Here is a 21676-nt window from a genome sequence, read left to right on the forward strand (position 1 = left end):
GATGCGGTACGGAGGGTAAAAGTTCTCCTCAGGCGGGGCAGACGTCGCGGTAGGGAAGATCCCCCAGGTAGGTGCGCCACTCCTCGCGCGACAGGGTGCGGCCCGCCCGCTCGCAGACGGCGCGGGCCACCGCGGCCGGGGCGACCGGATGCTCGGTCAGGGTGCCGTCCGAGTCGACGAGGACCAGGCCGTCCCCGCCGGAGCCGAACGCCAGGGAGCGGAGGTCGCCGGGCTGCACCGCGATCGGCGGGCCGAGACGACGCCCGGTCGCGACGTCCCACACCCCCACCGACCGCTCGCTCGCCGCCGCGGCGATGACGTCACCGCGGGGGGAGTACACCAGCCCCGTCCGCGCCGTCGTCCCCGCTCCCCGCTCGCCGCGGATCAGGGTGCCCACCCGCCGCCGTCCGCGGGTCTCGAACACCGACATCCGCATGGTCTGGTCGACCGTGGCGAAACGGGCGCCGTCCCCGGAGAAGGCCAGCGCCGTCGTCTGGATGCCGATGCTGGGCGAGCCGTAGGTCTGGCCGAACGGCTTGCCGGTCCTCGCGTTCAGCAGCCGGTGGTCACCGCCGGCGACCGCGAGCGTCCCGCCGTCCGGGCTGAACGCCAGCCGTTCGACGATCGTCTGGGGCCGCGACCAGCGGAGCCGCCCGCCGGGCACGTCCCAGACGTGGACCTCCCCGTCGGGTTCGACGTCCGTGTCGTGGTAGAGGGTGTAGGCGGCCACGGCGGTGCCGTCGGCGCTGATCGCCAGGGCCGACGCCGTACCGTCGCGGGTGACGCCGAAGGAGGCGATCCTCTTGAAGGTGGAGGTGTCCCAGACGGCCAGCTCGGAGTCGTCGACGCCGGTGACGGCCGTCAGCCGCCGGCCGTCGCCGCTGAAGGCCATCTCGAAGGCGCCACTGGCCCCTTCGAGCTCGATCGGCAGCGAGCCCTTCCGGGCGCGCGAGCGGACGTCCCGGATCACGATCTCGCCCGCCCCCTCGGCCCGGGAGGCGAGCAGCCGCCCGTCCGGGCTCAGCGCCGCCCAGTAGGTGCCGGCCCCCTTGAGCGTGACCGGATCGGTCAGCCCGGAGATGTCGAGGGCGGTCACCGCGTCCTCGGTGAAGTACCGCAGGGTGCGCCCGTCCGGGTCGAAGGCCAGGACGGGCAGGTAGGCGTCGATCCTCTGGGTGAGCAGCGGCTGGGCGTCCCGGATCCGCCAGACGCGCAGGGCCGTGTGGGTCGCCAGGGCCAGGAAGCGCCCGTCCGGGCTGAAGACGAGGTGGCTCTCGGCGACGTCCTCGTCGAACTCGAAGGAGCGATCCAGCTTCGCGCCGGTGGAGGCGTCGCGCAGCTCGGCCCGCCTTCCCCTCAGGACCGCGACGGTCGCGCCGTCCGGGCTGTAGGCCACGTTCGGCACGCACGCGCAGCGCCCGCCGAGCGGGATCCTGCGCAGGTCGCCCAGGGTGAACGCGGTCGCCGTGCTCTCCAGGCCGCCGGCGACGATCCGGGTCCCGTCGGCGGAGACGTCGAAGTTGACGCCCGCGACGGGCACGGACAGCTTCTCGCCGGTGGTGAGGTTCCAGACGGTGTTGGCCTCCCCCTCGGTGATCACGAGCCAGTCGTCGGAGCGTCCGAACCGCACGCCGAGGTCGCCGCCCATGCCGGGGGCGCCGACGGTGAGCCCGGCGCCGGTCGGCCTGCCGGTCCGTACGTTCCAGACCCTCAGCCTCGTGCCGTCGGCCACGGCCAGCAGCCTGCCGCCCGGGCTCAGCGCGACCTCCCGCAGGTCGTCGCCGATGCCGGTGACGCGGCCGACGCGCCGGCCGGTCCGCACGTCCCAGAAGCGTGCCTCGCCGTCGCTCGCGCTGACGAGCGTGCGGCCGTCGGCGCTCAGTTCCCTGAGGGTCTGTATCCCGGAGTCGGGGTCGCGGAAGGTGGCCGTCTCGCGCTGGACCAGGGAGCCGGCCAGGCTCGCCCTGGCCTCGGGCACCGGTGCCAGCCGCCAGGCGGCCACGCTGAGCAGCATGGCCCTGACCGGTTCGGCGACCCGCAGCGTGTCGGCCGTCGCCGCCAGCCGGGCGGCGGTGGCCTCGTCGCGCTGGGAGGCGATGACGGTGCTGCGGGCGTCGGCCACCCTGCTCTGCTGCACGGCCAGCGCCCCGGCGGCCAGCGCGACCACCAGCAGCACGGCCAGCGTGGCCGACAGCGCCCGGTTGCGGCGGGCGCGGCGCCGGGTCAGGGCGGCGCCCGCCTCCAGGAAGTCGCGCTCGATCGGGCTGAGCGTGATGTTGCGGCGGCCGGTGGCCGCCCAGTGCATGGCGTTCTCCAGGCTGCTGCCCTGGAACAGGTCCCCGTCCTTGCGGCCCTGGGTCTGCCAGCGGCGCGCGGCGGCGAGGATCCCGCGGTGCACGGCCAGGCCGTCCCGGTTGGCCTGGACCCACATGCGCAGCCGCGGCCAGGCCTGCGGCAGCGCGGGACGCGACAGCCACACCTCCCGCTCGTCGTGGGTGACCAGGTAGGCGAAGACCTTCAGCAGGCGGCGGACCGCGGCCGCCTCGGCCTCCTGCCTCCCGTCGAGGAGTTCGGACCACTGTGCCTGCCGTACCAGCAGGCGGCCGTCGTCGTCGACGGTGACCAGCCGCAGGAAGACCTCGGGGGCCAGCTCCCGCTCGGCCGGGCCGAGCCCGGCGTAGGCGTCCTCGGCGAGGGTGCCGAGCGCGGGGTCGGCGGAGGTGGCGCGGATCTGGGCGCCCGCGTCGCTGCCGGCGGCCAGCAGCCTGGGCGTGTCGACGGCCCCGTCCCCGCTGACCAGGGCGAGCAGCAGGTCCCTGGCGGTGGGCCTGGAGGCGGGGTCCTTGGCCAGCGAGGCGGCGACGAACGGCCGCAGGTGCTCGGGCAGGATGTCCAGCTGGGGCTGGACCGACAGCACGCGGTGCATGACCCCGCCCAGGCTCTCCGCCCGGAACGGGTCGGCGCCCGTCGCGGCGAAGACCATGATCCCGCCCCAGGCGAAGACGTCCACGGCGGTGGTCGCGCGCTGGCCCATGAAGATCTCGGGGGCCATGTAGGTCGGGGTGCCCGCCACCATGCCGGTCGCGGTCAGCGACATGTCGATCGTCCGGGCGATCCCGAAGTCGATCACGCGGGGGCCGTCCGGGCCCAGCAGGACGTTGTCGGGCTTGAGGTCGCGGTGGATCACCCCGGCCTCGTGCACGGCCGTCAGCGCGGTGGCGATCGCGGTCCCCAGGCGGTGCAGGTCGCCCCCGGTGAAGCGGCGCCCCTCGGCCACCGCCTTGCGCAGGCTGGGGCCCTCGACGTACTCGCTGACGATGTACGGCCGGGGCCCGTCCAGGTCGGCGTCCAGCACTCCCGCCGTGCAGAACGAGGAGACGCGGCGGGCCGCCGCGGCCTCGCGCCCGAACCGCTCGCGCAGTTCCGGGTCGGCGCCGGCGTCGCCGTGCAGGACCTTCACCGCCACCCGCCGCCCGTCGGCGTCGTAGGCCTCGTAGACGACGCCCTGTCCGCCCGCGCCCAGCCGGCCGGCCAGCCAGTAGTCACCCAGGCGTTGCGGATCACCGTCGATAAGTGTCGTGCTCAACTCACACTCCGTTCAACGGTGGTTTGGACGCCCGGCGGCGCCGAGAGGTTCGCGGGATGCTCTCGGGATGTTCGCCCACCCGGGACATGCCTGACCCTCCTTGCCTGAACGGTGCGGAAACCCTCCCGGTCACCCGGCCGCCACCGGGCCACCGGCAGGTCGGGGCCCGGACGGCGGCGCCGGGGACGTGCTCCAGGATGCCCGGTCCCGGCATGGCGGGGCGGGCCGTTCGGAGACTCGGGGACGCCCGGGACCGGCCGTGGTCACAGTATCCGGGCTCGCCCCGGCACGCCCGCACGCCGCGCGTGCGAGCCGGGAAACAGGTCGCCCACCACGGCGCCTCCCGATCGTCACCCTGCGTACGAGGCCGGACGCTCCGCGTGGCGAAAGCGGTTGATCCAATGAGTGGGGCGGGCTAGGTTTGCTCCGCACGGCCAGCGGGAAGGCCGCGCGAGCGACGTCGAACACGACGAAGCGGAACGAACCCGGGAAAGGAAGCAGATCATGCGACGCGTCAGGATCGCCCGGCGGCGAAGAACACGCCCGTCGGATCGCATCCCCGGCCTGGACCTGCGGTCTCCCTCGGGACGCCGGCTCCCCTACTGATCCGGTCTTTACGACGGTTTTATGGACAGGTCTGTAAAAACTTCTTATAACGGAACTATCACGCCAGGGGGCTCAATGAGGAGACTTGTGGTCGTGCCACCGTACGTCGCACGGCTCAAGATCAGAGATATCCGTTCCGCGTCGCGTCGCAGGGCGCCCGGTGACGCCAAGGTGATCGACCTCGGCGCCTACACCGGCCGCAACGTGCTGCTCTTCCCACGGACGAGCGGCCCCGCCCCCGCCGCCTGACCCCCCACGAAGAAGACCCGCCCGGGGCGGGTCTTTCTGCGTTTCCGGGGGTGCGTCCGCGTCGCTTCCGGGGGTGCGTCCGCGTCGCTTCCGGGGGTGCGTCCGCGTCCCGGACGGGCACCGGCGATGCTGGTGGCATGCGCGAGGACACGGGACGGCACACGCGGCGTACCGGGTCCGCCGGGTCCGCCAGGTCCGCCGGGAACACAGGGAACGCCGGGTCCGCCGGGAACGCAGGCGACGCGGGGCCCGTCGCGGGCGCCGAGGGTGCGAAGGGCGCCGGTGTCCTGTCGCTGCGGCTGCCGTTCCGCGCGCCTCTCCGCGTGGACGGCCTGTTCGGGCACCTCGCCGCGACCGCCGTACCCGGTGTGGAGGAGTGGCGGGACGGCGCCTACCGCCGTACCCTGCGGCTCCCGCACGGCCACGGCGTCGTCACGCTGCGGCCGATGACCGGGCACGTCGGCTGTGTGCTGAAGCTCACCGATCTCCGCGACGGGCCCGTCGCGATCGCCCGCTGCCGTGACCTGCTCGACCTGGACGCCGACCCCGCCGTCGTGGACGGGCTCCTGGCCGAGGATCCGGTGCTGGCCCCCCTGGTGGCCGGCGCCCCGGGCCGCAGGGTGCCCCGTACGGTCGACCCGGCGGAACTCGCGGTACGCGCGGTGCTCGGCCAGCAGGTCTCCACCGCCGCCGCCCGCACCCACGCCGCCCGGCTGGTCACCGCCCACGGTGTGCCGATCGCGGACGAGGACGGGGGCCTGACCCACCTGTTCCCCTCACCGCAGGAGCTGTCCTCGCTGGACCCCTCGGCGCTCGCCCTCCCCCGGGCACGCCGCGCCACCCTCATCGGGCTGATCTCCGCGCTGGCCTCCGGCGAGATCGACCTCGGCGTCGGCCGCGACCGGGTCCGCGCGCAGCTCTCCGCACTGCCGGGATTCGGGCCGTGGACCGTCGAGACCATCGCGATGCGCGCCCTCGGCGACCCGGACGCCTTCCTCCCCACCGACCTGGGGGTCCGCGCCGCCGCCCGCAGGGCGGGCCTTCCCGTCACCCCGGCCGCGCTCACCGGCCGCGCCGCCGCCTGGCGGCCCTGGCGTTCGTACGCCGTGCAGTATCTCTGGGGCAGCGGCGACCACGCCGTCAACCGGCTGCCCGCCCCCTGAACCTCCGCACCGGCTCCTCCGGGTCACCGCACCGGCCCTCCCGGGGCACCGCGCCGGCTCTCCCGAGTCACCACACCGGCTCTCCCCGGGGCACCGCACCGGCCGCGCGCTCTCGTCGCCGGTTCCCGCACGGCCCTTGTCTTTCCCGTCCGTTCCCTCCCGTACGGGCCGGGGGCCGCCCACGTGAACGGCGGGCCGGCCGGGGTGATCCCGGACGACCCGCCGTCGTCTCTCCGCCGGCGTCTCCTGCCCGGAGACCGCGGACGTCTACTTCGTGTCGGAGTCCGACGGTGTCTGCGACAGCGCGCTGGCCGCGGCGGACTTCTCCTGCTTGGTCGAGTCGGAGTCGTTCAACGTCTTGGCGGCGGCCGACGCCGCCTCGGAACCGGTCTCCCCCTGGCTCTGCGGAGCCTGCGACAGCGCGCTGGCCGCGGCGGACTTCTCCTCCTTGGTCGAGCCGGAGTCGTTCAACGTCGCGGCGGCGGCCGACGCCGCCTTGGAACCGGTCTGTCCAGAGTTGCTTGACACGTTCTCACCTTTCCTCGAAGCGCGTTCGTACCGCAGTGGCGGCGGTGGTGTCACGCGGGCTCCCGCACCGCGCGTGACCTCACCGCCCGTGTCGCGACGGGCACCCGGTCCCAGGGACCCGGCGTCCGCCGTTGCGACGGCCTCGGGCCGACTACCCCGGCCGGGCACCCGCAATCAAAAACCCGCAAGGCAAGGCACATCCGACATGTCCGGCGACTCATCCCCGTACCGGCGGACGAGAGAAAGGAGGGCCGGGTCCGGGCCCGCCCCGCCCCGCCCCCGTCAACGGTCACCGCGCGGGTCCGGCCCCGAACGAAAGGGCGTGACCTAGTGAGGCCTTCCGGCCATGCGGCCCAGCAGCTCGCGGGCCGTCGTCGGCCGGGCCTTGTCGGTGGCGGCGAGCAGTTCCGCCTCGGTCAGGACGAGACTGCTGACCTGAAGCAGCGCCTCGCCGTACCTGGCGAACAGGGCCACGGGCCTGTCGTCGACGACCCACAGAACGCGGCCGCCGGGCAACGGCCGGCAGATGTCGCCGAGGCCGGAAGCCGGGACGGCCTTCAGATACCCGGGGGCTCTCCGATACCGGGCGGCGCACGCCTGGCCGGGGGTGGCCGCCGTGGCACTGATGAGCACCCGCGCCTCCCCCTCCGCTCGCCGACGATCGATCTCGGGTGTGTGGAAGCGGTGGACGACGGTACGGGAGGTTCGCAGGCGATGGACGATCTCGACCGCCGGACCTCCCCGTGGATCGAGTCGCCAGGGACGCACCACGTGTCCAAGGACGGGGACGTCCAGAAGGACCAGCGGCACTCCCATCGTCTCCAGGTCCCAGACCCCGTGCCAGTGCCGTACGCGGTCCGAGACCTGGGCGGCACCGGCCGAAAAGACGATCATCGCTCCCGCGAGCAGGATCCGCAGCAGGGCGGCACGCGGCACGACCATCCAGGCCGCCGTGGCGTACCCCGCGACACCGGCCAGGAGAAAGATGATCCCGAAGAACGACTCGGGCAGGCCGTAGGCGTCCCTGTGGAAGGGGGCCAGCTTGAACAACGCCCAGGTCAGCACCCCGAAGGCCACGGATCCGCCGAGTGCGACCAGCCGCCAGCGGAGAACCCCGGCCGACCGCGCCAGGATCCCGCCGAGCAGAACCGGGACCACGATGATCGCGATGCCGTTGACGACGCCGCCCGGCCCTTTGGGAGACGCCGTCTCGTGAGGCCGGAAAGCACCGACGACGAAGCCGGCCGGCCCTCCGCGGCCCGTCACGTCGTCGGTCCAGAGCACGGCGGCCACCACACCGACGACGAGCCCGATCACGGCGCCCCTGGCCAGGAGGGCCCGGCCCGACGATTCGCTCATGGTCGCAACCATCGATCGTGCCCAGCGGTCTGCCAACCCCGCCAGACAGGCCGCCGGAGGCCGATGCACCCGTCACCGCATAACGACGGAAAAGCCCGTCGAGCCGGGACGGAGGAACTCCGCCACCTTCCCCGGGCCGGTGAACGGTCCGCCGTCCCGGAGACACCGAAAGGGGGGGCCGGATCCGGCTCCGGCCCCCCTTTTTTCGGCGTCAGGCGCTACGCGGGCGCCGCTCTCCCCTGCCCGGGATCAGCTGCAGCCGCTGGTGGAGCCGCAGCCCTCGCAGACGTAGCAGCTTCCGGCGGGACGCATCGTGGTGCCGCAGGTCATGCAGAGCGGCGCGTCGGCGGTGCGGCCCTCGTGGGACTCCAGCGAGCCGGTACGGCGCGAGGGCTGCGCGGGCACCGCCTCCACGCGGGCCTGCGGCTCCTCGATCGGGGTCTGCGGCTCCTCGATCGGGGCCGACGTGGCGAGCTCGGCGATGACCTCCTCGGTGCGGATCGGCGCCGGGTCCTCACCCCGCTGCTGGGCCGCGCGCTCGGAGGCGGAGAAGATCCCCAGGGCGGCGCGGTCGTCGTAGGGCAGGTGGTCAAGGGCCAGGCGGCGGAAGATGTAGTCCATCACCGAGGCCGCGATGCGGACGTCCGGGTCGTCGGTCATCCCGGCCGGGTCGAAGCGCATGTTGACGAACTTGCCCACGTACGTCTCCAGCGGCACCCCGTACTGCAGGCCGATGGAGATCGCCACCGAGAAGGCGTCCATGACACCGGCGAGGGTCGAGCCCTGCTTGGACATCTTCAGGAAGACCTCGCCGAGGCCGTCGTCGGGGTAGGAGGAGGCGGTCATGTACCCCTTGGCGCCGCCCACGGTGAAGCGGGTGGTGGTGCTGGGGCGCTGGTTCGGCATCCGGCGGCGGGTCGGGCGGCTGATCTCCACGACCTTGATCTCCGGCTGGGCCGTGGCGGCCGCCTTCTCCTCGGCCTTGCGGTCCTCGGTCTTGCGTCCCGAGGCGGACAGCGGCTGGCCGACCTTGCAGTTGTCACGGTAGACCGCCAGGGCCTTGAGGCCGAGCTTCCAGCCCTCCATGTAGACCTGCTCGATGTCCTCGATCGTCGCGGACTCGGGCAGGTTGACGGTCTTGGAGATGGCGCCGGACAGGAACGGCTGGGCCGCGGCCATCATCCGGACGTGGCCCATCGGGGCGATCGCGCGCTCGCCCATGGCGCAGTCGAACACCTCGTAGTGCTCGCGGCTCAGGCCGGGGGCGTCGACCACGTGGCCGTGCTCGGCGATGAACTCGACGATCGCCTCGACCTGCTCCTCCTGGTAGCCCAGCTGCCGGAGCGCGCGCGGGATCGTCTGGTTGACGATCTGCATGGAGCCGCCGCCGACGAGCTTCTTGAACTTGACCAGGGCCAGGTCGGGCTCGATGCCGGTGGTGTCGCAGTCCATCATCAGGCCGATGGTGCCGGTGGGGGCGAGCAGGGAGGCCTGCGCGTTGCGGTAGCCGTTCCGCTCACCGAGCCTGAGGCACTCGGCCCACTGCCGGGAGGCCTCGCGGTGGATGGCGCCGTCCATCCCGTCGAAGGTGCGCAGCGCCTCGTTGGCCTCGTTGTGCTTGCGCATGACCCGCTTGTGCGCGTCGGCGTTGCGGGCGTAGCCGTCGTACGGGCCCACGACCGCGGCCAGCTCGGCGCTGCGGCGGTAGGAGGCGCCGGTCATCAGCGAGGTGATGGCCCCGGCCACGGCCCGGCCGCCGTCGGAGTCGTAGGCGTGGCCGGTGGCCATGAGCAGCGCGCCGAGGTTGGCGTAGCCGATGCCGAGCTGGCGGTAGGCCCGGGTGGTCTGGTCGATCTTCTCGGTCGGGAAGTCGGCGAAGGTGATGGAGACGTCCATCGCGGTGATGATCAGCTCGGTGACCTTCACGAAGTTCTCGATGTCGAAGGTGTCGTCGTCCCTGAGGAACTTCAGCAGGTTGATGCTGGCCAGGTTGCACGAGGAGTTGTCCAGGTGCAGGTACTCCGAGCAGGGGTTGCTGGCGGTGATGCGGCCCGTCTCGGGGCTGGTGTGCCAGTCGTTGATCGTGTCGTCGTACTGGACGCCGGGGTCGGCGCACTCCCAGGCCGCCTTGGCCATCTTGCGGAACAGGTCCCGGGCCTCGACGGTCTCGATGACCTCGCCGGTGAGGCGGGCGCGCAGGCCGAACTTCTCGCCCTTCTCCACGGCGCGCATGAACTCGTCGGAGACGCGCACGGAGTTGTTGGCGTTCTGGTACTGGACGGAGACGATGTCCTTGCCGCCGAGGTCCATGTCGAACCCGGCGTCGCGCAGGGCACGGACCTTGTCCTCCTCGCGGGCCTTGGTCTCGACGAACTCCTCGATGTCGGGGTGGTCGACGTCCAGGACGACCATCTTGGCGGCCCGGCGGGTCGCGCCCCCGGACTTGATGGTGCCCGCGGAGGCGTCCGCGCCGCGCATGAAGGAGACCGGGCCGCTGGCGGTGCCGCCGCTGGAGAGCAGTTCCTTGGAGGAGCGGATCCGGGAGAGGTTGACGCCGGAGCCGGAACCCCCCTTGAAGATCACACCCTCTTCCTTGTACCAGTCGAGGATGGACTCCATCTGGTCGTCGACGGCCAGGATGAAGCAGGCGCTCACCTGCTGGGGCGAGGCGGTGCCGACGTTGAACCAGACCGGCGAGTTGAAGCTGAAGACCTGGTTGACCAGGGCGTGCTTGAGCTCGTGGTCGAAGATCTCGGCGTCCTCGTCGGTGGCGAAGTAGCCGTGCTCGACCGCCGTCCTGGTGTAGACGCCCACCACCCGGTCGACGAGCTGCTTGAGGCTCCACTCGCGCTGCGGGGTGCCGACCGCGCCACGGAAGTACTTGGTGGTCACGATGTTGGCCGCGTTGACCGACCAGGACCGGGGGAACTCCACGTCACGCTGCTCGAAGTTGACCGAGCCGTCGCGCCAGTTGGTCATGACGACGTCGCGGCGCTCCCAGGCCAGCTCGTCGTAGGGATGCACGCCCGGGGTGGTGAAGATCCGCTTCATCTTCAGACCCTTGCGCGGACGCTTGCCCCCGCGTGACACTGTGCCGCTGACGGTCTCCGTCATGACTTTCCCCCTCCTGGGGCTCCGCAGAGCCCGCGAATCGGACCACACCAACGCGCCGTCTCACCCCCGGCGCCCGGGGCCTGTCTCACTTCTGTTCTGCGGAGCGCCCCGCCCGGAGCTGCTCGATCTCGGCCTCGAAGTCCGCCAGGGTCTCGAATCCCCGGTAGACGGAGGCGAAGCGCAGGTACGCCACCTCGTCCAGCTCGCGCAGCGGGCCCAGGATGGCCAAGCCGACCTCGTGGGCCGCGATCTCGGCGCATCCGGTGGCCCGGATGCTCTCCTCGACCCGCTGGCCCAGCTGCGCCAGGGCGTCCTCGCCGACGGACCGTCCCTGACACGCCCGCCGTACCCCGGCGATCACCTTGTCCCTGAAGAACGGTTCGGTCACGCCGCTGCGCTTGCTCACCATGAGCAGGACGGTCTCCTGCGTGGTGAACCTCCGCCCGCACTCCGGGCAGGTGCGCCGGCGACGGATCGCGCCGCCGTCCTCGGTGGACCGGCTGTCGATGACCCGGGTGTCAGGATGACGACAGAACGGACAGTGCACGTGTGCCGCCTTCCTGACCTGCCGAAGCGGCCCACCCACCTCATCCGCCCCACGGCACGCGCGCGGATACGCTCGCGCACGCCTCTCGATCAGTCGAGAGGCGGTAATGGAACCACAATCTATGGTGAAGTGTTGAGGTGCAGCCACTAGATGTTGTGGTTCCAACCGTAGAAGTGCGCGACCATGAACGCAAGTTGAAAGGACCTTGCGGCGCGAAGTCGCTGATCAGCCGTTATTCCCCGGCGTGTCGCCGGTCCACCCGATGTGCCCGCACCCCCGGGGTCACCCGCTTCACCCACGCCCCGCCCGTACGCCACCCGCTCCGCCCGCCGTCCCGCTCCTGGGCCGACCGCTTCCCCGCGCCCTGCCGCACGTCACCCTCTTCTCCCACCGTCCCGCCGCTCCCCATGCCCCGCGCCACCCGCTCCGCTCGCGTCCCGGGCGCGCGGTGAGATCGCGCGCCCGGAGACGCCCCCTGACGGCGGCGGGCTCCTTACGGCAGCAGGCTCCTTATGGCAGCAGGCTCCGGAGAAGGTCGAGTCTGGTGCCGGACCGGAACGCCGGGCCGCGGGGCCCACCGGGGTCTGTGAGGCGGCCGACCGCCGGGACGGCCCCTCCACTACGCCGGCGCCTCCGCGATCCTCCCCGGCGTGTCGCCCTTCCAGGGCGTGTCGCCGACGTGCGCCGTGACCGGGGACGAACCCCGCCCTCCGGCCGGCTCGCCCGCCGAGATCGCGTCGATGCGCCCGCCGATCCAGAGCACTCCCAGGGTGAACAGCACCAGCGTCACCGCCGCCACGATCCTCCCACGCCGGGTGAGCCGGAGGGGCCGCCTGGCCGCCTCGGGCCGGGACGCGACCGGGCGGAGGGCACCGGCCCTGGACGCGCCGACCCTGGACGCGCCGGAGCGGGACGTGGCGGAGCCGGGCGCACCCGACCGGGGCGTGCCTGATCGGGGCTTTGCAGGGCGAGATCGGCCGGGCCGGGACGGGACGGCCTCGGGCGCGGCCGGTCCACCGGGGCGGGCGACAGCCGAGCGGGAGGCACCGGACCCGGGAACACCGGTCCGGGAGGCACCGGCCCGGGAGACGCCGGTCCGCGGGGTGCCGGTGCGGGCGGAGGAGCCGGACCGGGTGGCGCCGGACCTGGCGGCTCCGCGCCGGGTCTCGGCCCGCCCGGCCCGGCCGCGTCCGGACTCGCCGGAGCGCGCGGCCCCGCGGCCGGACCCGGGCGGTGCGGACCGGGAGCCGGGAGGGGTGGCTCCGGAACGGAACACCGCGGGAACCGTCTCCGCGGCACCCCCGGAAGCACCCGGGCCACCCTGACCACTCGGACCCCCCGGACCGCCCGGCGCTCCCCCGCGCCGTGCCGTCCGCGCGCGATCCGGCCCTCCGGCCGCTCCGGGGCCACGCCCGGACCCGCGCGCGGGGTCGGCCTCCCGTCCCGGCCCCGGCTCCCGGGCCGGGCCCGTCCGCCTCGCCGGGCCCGCCTCCCGTCCCGGCCCCGCCTGTCGTGCCGGATCCGCCTCTCGTCCCGGACCCTGCTCCCGTGCCGGTCCCGGCTCCGATCTCGGCGGCGGCACGAGGCGCAGACGCGGTGCGCCAGAGGCCCCTGAGGACCGGTATGCCCCCCGGGATCGGGACGCGGACGCGGATCGCGGTGTCGTCGTGGTCGGTTTCATGGTGGCCCCCATCCCCTCGACCTGGCCGAACACATGTCGAAGAAAGATCGGCGAATCGAACACGATGTCGATCGAACTCCCGTACGATGTTGTACACCACGGCGTGGCCGATATCGAGGACATTCGAACAATTGTTTGAATATGATCTTGGGCCGAGATATGGTCGCTGTGTGCGACGTGTTCAATACAGATCGGGAGGCGAGGAGTTCGTATGAGCCAGCACGACCAGAACGGTTCGGCCGTCAGCGACCTGGCGGTGCGAAGGCGTGACTCCCTTGGCCTCACCCCCAGGCAGCGGAAGATCCTTGAGGTGATCCGTGACTCGGTGCAGCAGCGCGGCTACCCGCCGTCCATGCGCGAGATCGGTGAGGCCGTGCAGCTCACCAGCACCTCCAGCGTGTCGCACCAGTTGACGGCATTGCAGCGCAAGGGCTATCTGCGCCGTGACCCGCACCGGCCCCGCGCCCTCGAGGTGCGCCTTCCCGGTGAGCCGGTGCTCTGGGTGGATCCCGACTCCGACCAGGACGAGACCCCGGTCAGCCGGCCGACCGCCGCCTACGTGCCGCTGGTCGGGCGCATCGCCGCCGGTGGCCCGATCCTCGCCGAGGAGAGCATCGAGGACGTCTTCGCGCTGCCCAAGCAGCTCGTCGGCGAGGGCACGCTCTTCCTCCTCCAGGTGACCGGTGACTCGATGATCGAGGCGGCCATCGCCAACGGCGACTGGGTGGTCGTGCGCCAGCAGCCCGTGGCCGACAACGGCGACGTGGTCGCGGCGATGATCGACGGTGAGGCCACCGTGAAGACCTTCAAGCGCAGGGACGGCCATGTCTGGCTGGTCCCGCACAACCCCAACTACGACCCCATCCCCGGTGACGAGGCCACCGTCCTGGGCAAGGTCGTGGCGGTCCTCCGCAAGCTCTGAGGCACACGAGCTCCGGGGCATCGGGACACGACGCGTCGCACGAAGCGGTACACGCCGATGGGCGGCACCCCCTCGAAGGGGGTGCCGCCCATCGGCGTTCTCACCGGTCCTCTGCGGACCCTCGGACTCCCGGGTCCGGCGGGTCCGGGTCCCTGAGCCAGGATCCGGATCCCTGAGCCAGGGTCAGGGTTCGGGTCCCTGAGCCAGGGTCAGGGTCCCCGAATCAGGGTCAGAACCAGGGCCGGAGGGCCGGACCCCTGGGTTCCCGGCCCCTCCCCGCTCCGATCCCCCGGCCACGACCCGGTCCTGACGCCCCGCGAGGGGCCGGGGTCACCGCTCAGGGGACGATGTTGACCAGCTTGGGCGCGCGGACGATGACCTTGCGCGGCTCGCCGGACAGGAATGCCCGGACCTTCTCCGACCCCAGGGCCAGCGCCTCCAGGTCGATCTCGGAGATCTCCGGTGAGACCTCCAGCCTGTCGCGCACCTTGCCCGCGACCTGGACGACACAGGTGACGGACTCCTGGACCAGCAGCGCCGGGTCCGCCACCGGCCAGCCCGCCAGGGCGACCGAACCGGTGTGGCCCAGCCGCTCCCAGCCCTCCTCGGCCGCGTACGGCGCGACCAGCGACAGCATGACCGCCAGCGCCTCCGCGGCCTCCCTGACCGCGGGGTCGGCGGCGCCGGGCCCGGAGTCGATGGCCTTGCGCGCCGCGCTGGTCAGCTCCATCATCCGGGCCACCGCGACGTTGAAGCGGTAGGACTCGACCAGCTTCGTGACCTCGTCCACGGTGTGGTGGACGATCCTGCGCAGGCTCACGTCTCCGGCGGTGACGTCGACGCCGGGGGCCGAGGCCGCGCCCGCCTCGGCCATGACGCGGAACGCGCGGGCCAGGAACTTCTGCGACGCCGCCGCGGAGACGTCGGCCCAGTCGATGTCGTCCTCGGGCGGTCCGGCGAACAGCACGGTCAGCCGTACCGCGTCGACGCCGTGGGCGTCGATCTGCTGCCCCAGGTCGACGCCGTTGCCCAGGGACTTGGACATCGCCTTGCCCTGGTTGATGACCTGCCCCTGGTTCAGCAGGCGGGTGAACGGCTCGACGAAGTCGACCATGCCCATGTCGTGCAGGACCTTGGTGAAGAACCTGGCGTACAGCAGGTGCAGCACGGCGTGCTCGACGCCGCCGATGTACTGGTCGATCGGGCCCCACCTGCGGACGCCCTCGATGTCGAACGGGCCGTCCTCGTAGGCCGGGTCGACGTAGCGCAGGAAGTACCACGAGGAGTCGACGAAGGTGTCCATCGTGTCGGTGTCGCGCCGCGCCGGGCCACCGCACTTCGGGCAGGAGACGTTGACCCAGTCCTCGGCCGAGGCCAGCGGGGAGACGCCCTTGGGTGCCAGGGCCTCGCCGCGCAGGTCGGGCAGGGTGACCGGCAGCTGGTCGTCGGGGACGGGGACCTCGCCGCACCCGTCGCAGTGGATGATCGGGATCGGGCAGCCCCAGAAACGCTGGCGGGACAGCAGCCAGTCGCGCAGCCGGAAGTTGACCGTCGCGCGGCCGGTGTCGCGCTCGCCCAGCACCTCGATGATCTTCCGGATCGCGTCGGCCTTGGCCAGGCCGTCCAGCGGGCCGGAGTTGACCATCGTCCCGTCGCCGGAGGTCGCGACACCGGTCTCGCCGGGGTCGGCCAGGCCGGTGTGCACGACCACCCGTACCGGCAGGTCGAAGGCGCGGGCGAAGTCCAGGTCGCGCTGGTCGTGGGCGGGAACGGCCATGATGGCGCCGTGGCCGTAGTCGGACAGCACGTAGTCGGCCGCCCAGACCGGCATGCGCTCGCCGCTGACCGGGTTGATCGCGTACCGGCCCAGGAAGACGCCGGTCTTCTCCTTCTCGGTGGACAGCCGGTCGATGTCCGACAGCTTCGACACCTCGGCCCGGTACGCCTCGAAGGCCTCGCGCCGGTCGTCGGCGACGATCTCCTCGGCCAGCGCCGCGTCCGGGGCGACCACGAAGAAGGTCGCGCCGTACAGCGTGTCGGGGCGGGTCGTGTAGACGGTGACCGGCTCGTCCCGGCCCTCGATCACGAAGTCGACGTCGGCGCCCTCGGAACGGCCGATCCAGTTGCGTTGCATGGTCAGCACGCGCTCGGGCCAGTTGCCCTCCAGCTGCGCCATGTCGTCCAGCAGCCGGTCGGCATAGTCAGTGATCTTGAAGTACCACTGGGTCAGCTCGCGGCGGACGACCTCGGCCCCGCAGCGCTCGCACCTGCCGTCCTTGACCTGCTCGTTGGCCAGCACGGTCTGGTCGTTGGGGCACCAGTTGACCAGGCCGCCCTTGCGGTAGGCCAGGCCGCGCTCGAAGAAGCGGGTGAACAGCCACTGCGTCCACCTGTAGTACGTCTCGTCGCTGGTGTGCAGGCGGCGCGACCAGTCGAAGGAGATCGCGTAGCGCCTGTAGGAGCCGGCCTGGGTCTCGATGTTGGCGTAGGTCCACTCCGCCGGGTGCGCGTTGTTCTTGATCGCGGCGTTCTCGGCGGGCAGTCCGAAGGAGTCCCATCCGACGGGGTGCAGCACGTTGTAACCGCGCTGGAACCAGTAGCGGGAGATGACGTCGCCGATGGCGAACACCTCGGCGTGGCCCATGTGCAGGTCGCCCGAGGGGTAGGAGAACATGTCGAGCATGTAGCGGCGCTCACGCGGGTCGGCGGGGTCCTCGGAGGCCCGGAAGGGGTCCAGCTCCTCCCACCGCCGCTGCCACTTGACCTGCAACGCCTGCGGGTCATAGTGCTGGTCGTCGCTCTGCATGTCGGCTCGCTCGTTCACGTCAATCTTCCCTTGGGGTGTGTCCGCGTGGATGGTCTGACCCGTCCGGCCCAATACAAAAACCCTCCGCTCACGCGGAGGGCAGCCGCATCGGCAGGGCGCTCAGAGACGGGAGAGCCGATGCGGCCCGATAAGCAGGGTCGCGGCACGCATAAGGCAAGACTATCGCAGCCCGCAAGGGATATTCGTGGCCCGTACAAAGCGGTCCCGATCGCGGCGAACGGCGGGTGGCGATCCGTGTTCACCGGCAGAATAGGGGTTTCCGCCCTATGAAGAGCCGTGCGGGACCTGACGGCCATGCGCCGGTTGTGACCTCGTATGTCTCTCGCGTTTACTCTTTCAACCGTGGCATATTCAGTAGAGCCGGGGGGCCCGGACCCGTTGGAGGTCGGCCTGCCCATGCAGGATCCGCCGACCGATCCCACCGGGCTCCAGTTCAGGGGGGCGTTCTCCGGTTTCCCTGCGAGCCCCCCCGTCTCGCATGAGACCATGCCCAATACGCCTAATTCGGGCACCCGCGCGGGAGGTAAGGAAAGCATGGCCTCGGAGCAGTCCAGCCAGTCCCACCTGCCTCCGGCATGGCCGGAAGCCGCCGAGCCTGCGCCCTCGTGGGCGCAGGACTCCCTCGGCACCGGGCCCCGGCTGCCTCGCCCGCAGGACGGCCCGCGGGGCGGCGACGGCTCATGGCAGACCTCTCCCGGGGGCGGTGCCCCGGACGTACCCGGCGGCCGGCCGCCGGGCCCCCAGGACGGTGGATGGGCGCAGAGCCCGGCGAGCCCGCAGGACGGTGGATGGACGGGGGCCGCCGCGCAGGACGAGGGGCGGCGGGCCACCGGCTCGCCCCGCGACAGCTGGGCGGACGCCTTCAGCCCGCAGAGCGACCGCCGGGCGCAGGCCTCCGACGCGCAGGCCTCCGCGCAGTCGTTCGGCGCGCAGTCCTTCGGCGCGCAGGGCGGCTGGGAGCAGGCATCCGGCTCCCCGGGTGGCCGTCCGCAGGACGCGGCGGGTCCGCAGGGCGGCCGGGGCCACGACGGCCCGCAGCCGCACCAGACCTCCCCGGGCAACGGCTGGCCGCAGCCGGCCCCCTCCCACGGCGACCCGTCGCAGGGATCGGGCTCCTGGACACCGGACCCGCTCGGACCGGGCTCCCCGACCCCGGGGACGCGACCGGAGGGCCAGGACCGTCACCCGTCCTCGCCGGGCACCGCGTGGCCGCCCTCCGCGCCCACGCAGGACGGCATCCCCGCCTACGGCACCACCGACCCGCGGGGCCAGACCTACCCCGGTCACTCCGCCACCGACACTCCGGGCTCTCCGGGTTCTCCGGGTTCTTCGGGCGGCGGCACATGGGCGCAGGCCACCGCTCCCCCCGGCGAGGGCTGGGCGAACACCTCCGGCCCGCGGCACGACGACCGGGACCAGGCGTCCGGCACGTGGGGCGGCCGGGCACAGGCCCCCGACGCGCAGGGCGGCTGGGGGGCCCCCGATTCGCCGGGCGGCCGTCCGCAGGACGCGGCGGGTCCGCAGGGCGGCCGGGGCCACGACGGCCCGCAGCCGCACCAGACCTCCCCGGGCAACGGCTGGCCGCAGCCGACCCCCTCCCACGGAGGCCCCTCCCACGGCGACCCGTCGCAGGGATCGGGCTCCTGGACACCGGACCCGCTCGGACCGGCCCCCCAGGCATCGGACCCGCTCGGAGTGGGGCTCCCCGGAGCCGGGCCGCGGACGAGCGGCGAGGACCGTCATCCGTCCTCGCCGGGTACCGCATGGCCGCCCGTCTCCCACACCGACCCGCGGGGCCAGACCTTCCCCGGCCAGTCCTCTCCGGGCTCTCCGGGCTTTCCGGGCTCTCCGGGCTCTCCGGGCTCTCCGGGCTCTCCGGGCTCTCCGGGTGACAACGCCTGGGCACAGGCCACCGCTCCCCACGCAGAGGGCTGGTCGAACGCCCCCGGCCCGCGGCACGACGACCCGTCCCGCGACCCCGGCGCCCAGCACGGCACCGGCCCGCAGCACGGCGGCCCACAGCAGGCCGGTCCGCACGGCGCCCCGCAGAACGGCGGCCCGCAGAACGGTGGCTGGGCGCAGACGCCGGACACCGGCAGGGACGCGGGCCTTCAGGGGCCCGGTACCACGGGCGAGCCGTGGCAGACCGGCGCGTCCCCGCGTGACGCCTCCGGCGGGGCCGGGCCCCGGCCGGCCGACAACACCGCCTGGCCGCCCGCGCCTCCGGTCGAGGGCGCATCCTGGCCGCCGGTCCCGCCGGTGAGCGGGGACGCCTGGCCGTCCGCCCCCTCCCGGCAGACCCCCTCCCGTGAGGCTCCTGACGCGGCCGATGCGCAGACCTCCACGTTCTCGGTGTCCTGGACCGATCCCCAGGCAGGGGCCATCCCCTCCCCGGCGCACGGTGCCACCCCGCAGGGAACGGCCCACCAGGGAACCGCCCAGCAGGGGGCCCCGCAGCACGGCGGCAACCAGCACGGCGTAGTCCAGCACGGCGCAGCCCAGCACGGTGCCGCTCCCGTCACCGGCGCGAACCACCCGCGGCCCGAGAACGGTGCCGGTCCGGGTACGGCCGCAGGGCCCGCGCGGCGCAGCTACGGCGTGCCGGACAACCCGGCCATGTGGGCCCAGGCCGCCGCGGCCGCGGCCGCCGCCCCGTCCGCCCCCGGTGAGACGGCCCCCGCCGCCCACCCGGGCAACGGACCCCACCAGCAGGGACAACCGGGCCGGCCGGGACAGCAGGGGCACCCGGGCCAGGCTGGTCAGCCCGGGCAGGCCGGGCAGCCGGGGCACCACCTCGGTCGCGACCCCTCCGACCCGAACAGGCCGTTCGTCACCGCCGGCCAGATCAGCGGTCCCAAGACGCCTCCGCCGGAGCGCCAGCAGCAGCTGTGGAACACGGTCTTCGGCGAGAACTACCAGGCGATCGAGGACGAGGAGAACGACGGGGGCCAGGGCAGGCCGATCTGGGTCTTCGCGCTGGCCGGTTCCGTGGCCATCGCCCTGATCGGCGCGGTGCTCTGGGCCTTCCTCGCTGGGCCGCTCTCCTCGTCCGAGGAGACCACCGCCGAGCCCAAGCCCTCGGCGTCCGCCTCGAAGAAGGCCAAGCCCGCCGCCGTAGGACGCCTGCCGCGCTTCACGGGCACGGCCTCGCCGGTCGAGGGCCGGCTCACCGACCAGCCCGCGGGCATCACCCTGGCCAGGCTCGGCGCTCCGTGGCGTCAGGACCAGCGGCCGAGCGTGCCGACCGCGTACGGCTTCACGACCCGCCAGTACCTCCCGGCGGGTACGGACTCCGCAGGCAAGACGCAGTTCGCGCAGATCATGTCGGGCCCGCTGTCGCAGCGCCTGAAGAGCAGGTACACCTCGGCGGACAACCTCGCACCGGTGATCAACGCGGTGGCGTCCAACGGTCGCAAGCGGTTCTTCCCCGAGGGCAACACCGCCCGTAAGACCGCCCAGCAGACCCTCACGGTGAACGGCATGCGCGGGCAGCTGTCGGCGTACGAGATCACCTCGGGTGACGCGAGGACGACGATGGTCGTGGCGGCGGTGAACACCGGCGCGGACCTGCCCGCGATCGTCTACATGTCGGTGCCGGACAGCAAGAAGGAACTGCTCCCCGACATCAACACCGTCTTCAAGTCGATCCGCGCCGCCGGGCAGTGATCCCGGCGACCCCGGCGACCCCGGCGGTCCAAGTGGTCCCGGCGATCCAGGCGGCCCGCCGCCCGTGAGGACCTGAGTCCACAAGACCCACGGGTGGGCCCGGGGTCCGGCCCGCCCCGGTCCGGGCCGGAGCGGGCCGGGCCCCGGGCCCGGGGAGTCAGAAGTCGCACTCCATGTGCTTGATGCCGTTGATGAAGCTGGAGCGGAGCCGGTCGGGCTCGCCGACCGAGCGGATCCCGGGCAGGCGGGTGAACAGCTCCCGGAACATCACGGTGATCTCCCGCCGGGCCAGGTGCGCGCCCAGGCAGAAGTGCGGGCCGGGCCCGCCGAAGCCGACGTGCGGGCCCTCGGTACGGCGGACGTCGAAGCGGTAGGGGTCGGTGAAGACGCTCTCGTCGCGGTTGGCGGCCCAGTAGTAGAGCACCACCTTGTCGCCCTCGCGGTAGAGGTGGCCGTTCATCTCGTGGTCGCGGGTGAGGCTGCGGCGCATCCAGGCCACCGGCGAGGCGAGGCGGACGATCTCCTCGACGGCGCCCGGCAGGCGCCCGTCGAGGTCCTCCAGCAGCAGGGCCCGCTGGTCGGGGTTCTCGGTGAACAGGTGCAGGCCGTGCGAGATGGCGTTGCGGGTGGTCTCGTTGCCCGCCACCACCAGCAGGATGAAGAACGACCCGAGCTCCTGCAGCGTGAGCTTCTCACCGTCGACGTTGGCGCTGGTCAGCGCGGTGGTGAGGTTGTCGCCGCCCTCCGCGGCCAGTGCGATGACCAGTTCGCGGAGCCGCTCACCGGCGCCCAGGAGGAGTTCGGCGGCGCGGCTGACGTCGGCGATGAACTCCGGGTCCCCGCCCGACAGGATGATGCTCGTGGCGTCGAAGACGGCCTGGTAGTGCTCGGGGCCGATGCCCATCATGTCGCAGATGATCTTCAGTGGGAGCTTGGCGGCCACCTCGGTCACGAAGTCGCAGCCGGGACCGGTGGCGATCAGCTCGTCCACGGTCCGCGCGGCGGTGGCCTCGACGTCGGCGTCGAACTGCTTGATCATCTTCGGGGTGAACGCCCGTGAGACGATCCGGCGGAGCCGGGCGTGCCGGGGATCGTCCATGTTGATCATCGAGCCGAAGTACTCGCTGAAGTCGGGGCCGAGGTCCTGGATGGACGTCGCCCCCCGGCCCGAGGAGAAGACGTCGGCGCGCCGGCTGGCCTCGACGATGTCGGCGTGCCGCACCAGCGCGTAGTAGCCGGGGCCGGGCGGGGCGAAGGGGATCTCGGGCTCGTCGAACATGATCGGGCCCGGCTGGGCGCGGAGCACCGCGAAGGCGGCCTCCCGGTCGGCCATCGGACGCTCCCAGAAGGAGATGTCCGACAGGTCGATGTCCGCGAGTGAAACCGTCACGCCAGCCTCCACTAGAACCACATTCTGTTCAATGGATC

General features: G+C 72.7%; 12 protein-coding genes. 4 read left to right on the top strand and 8 right to left on the bottom strand.

Annotated features, from left to right (window positions below; genetic code table 11):
* Positions 1 to 28 precede the first annotated feature (28 nt).
* A complete protein-coding gene (locus ABD832_RS17880) occupies positions 29 to 3586 on the bottom strand; it encodes a WD40 repeat domain-containing serine/threonine protein kinase (RefSeq protein WP_344896252.1) in 3558 nt (1185 codons plus the stop codon).
* A gap of 681 nt (positions 3587 to 4267) precedes the next feature.
* Here ABD832_RS17880 and ABD832_RS17885 point away from each other — a divergent pair.
* Both ABD832_RS17885 and ABD832_RS17890 read left to right on the top strand, forming a co-directional pair.
* Complete coding sequence (locus tag ABD832_RS17885) at positions 4268 to 4441, top strand: hypothetical protein (RefSeq protein WP_344896255.1); 174 nt, start codon at positions 4268 to 4270, stop codon at positions 4439 to 4441.
* Positions 4442 to 4578: 137 nt separating this feature from the next.
* On the top strand, positions 4579 to 5604 hold the full coding sequence (locus ABD832_RS17890) for a DNA-3-methyladenine glycosylase family protein (protein WP_344896257.1): 1026 nt from the start codon (positions 4579 to 4581) through the stop codon (positions 5602 to 5604).
* A 267-nt stretch (positions 5605 to 5871) separates the two neighbouring features.
* Here ABD832_RS17890 and ABD832_RS17895 read toward each other — a convergent pair whose 3' ends face one another.
* The 5 genes from ABD832_RS17895 to ABD832_RS17915 form a co-directional block, all read right to left on the bottom strand.
* Entirely contained in the window at positions 5872 to 6132 is a 261-nt protein-coding gene (locus tag ABD832_RS17895) for a hypothetical protein (protein ID WP_344896259.1), read from the bottom strand.
* A gap of 327 nt (positions 6133 to 6459) precedes the next feature.
* Positions 6460 to 7491, bottom strand: a complete 1032-nt coding sequence (locus ABD832_RS17900) for a hypothetical protein (RefSeq protein WP_344896262.1) — start codon at positions 7489 to 7491, stop codon at positions 6460 to 6462.
* Positions 7492 to 7740: 249 nt separating this feature from the next.
* Positions 7741 to 10605: a vitamin B12-dependent ribonucleotide reductase gene (locus ABD832_RS17905; RefSeq protein ID WP_344896265.1), complete on the bottom strand. Its 2865-nt coding sequence runs from the start codon at positions 10603 to 10605 to the stop codon at positions 7741 to 7743.
* An 85-nt stretch (positions 10606 to 10690) separates the two neighbouring features.
* Complete coding sequence (nrdR, locus tag ABD832_RS17910) at positions 10691 to 11152, bottom strand: transcriptional regulator NrdR (protein ID WP_344896268.1); 462 nt, start codon at positions 11150 to 11152, stop codon at positions 10691 to 10693.
* A 619-nt stretch (positions 11153 to 11771) separates the two neighbouring features.
* A complete protein-coding gene (locus tag ABD832_RS17915) occupies positions 11772 to 11951 on the bottom strand; it encodes a hypothetical protein (protein ID WP_344896271.1) in 180 nt (59 codons plus the stop codon).
* 1093 nt (positions 11952 to 13044) lie between these two features.
* Here ABD832_RS17915 and lexA point away from each other — a divergent pair.
* Positions 13045 to 13755 (top strand): transcriptional repressor LexA, encoded by a 711-nt coding sequence (gene lexA / locus ABD832_RS17920; protein ID WP_344896274.1) that lies wholly within the window; start codon positions 13045 to 13047, stop codon positions 13753 to 13755.
* A gap of 337 nt (positions 13756 to 14092) precedes the next feature.
* On the opposite strand, the gene leuS is transcribed toward lexA, so the two are convergent.
* Positions 14093 to 16561, bottom strand: a complete 2469-nt coding sequence (gene leuS, locus ABD832_RS17925) for a leucine--tRNA ligase (protein ID WP_344896345.1) — start codon at positions 16559 to 16561, stop codon at positions 14093 to 14095.
* Between the two features lie 555 nt (positions 16562 to 17116).
* Here leuS and ABD832_RS17930 point away from each other — a divergent pair.
* On the top strand, positions 17117 to 20248 hold the full coding sequence (locus ABD832_RS17930) for a chromosomal replication initiator protein DnaA (RefSeq protein WP_344896277.1): 3132 nt from the start codon (positions 17117 to 17119) through the stop codon (positions 20246 to 20248).
* Between the two features lie 157 nt (positions 20249 to 20405).
* Here ABD832_RS17930 and ABD832_RS17935 read toward each other — a convergent pair whose 3' ends face one another.
* Positions 20406 to 21638 carry a cytochrome P450 gene (locus ABD832_RS17935; protein ID WP_344896279.1) on the bottom strand — a complete coding sequence of 411 codons (1233 nt, stop codon included), beginning with the start codon at positions 21636 to 21638 and terminating at the stop codon, positions 20406 to 20408.
* Positions 21639 to 21676: the final 38 nt, after the last annotated feature.

It is taken from the genome of Streptosporangium longisporum, from assembly GCF_039534895.1.
GTDB lineage: Bacteria > Actinomycetota > Actinomycetes > Streptosporangiales > Streptosporangiaceae > Streptosporangium > Streptosporangium longisporum.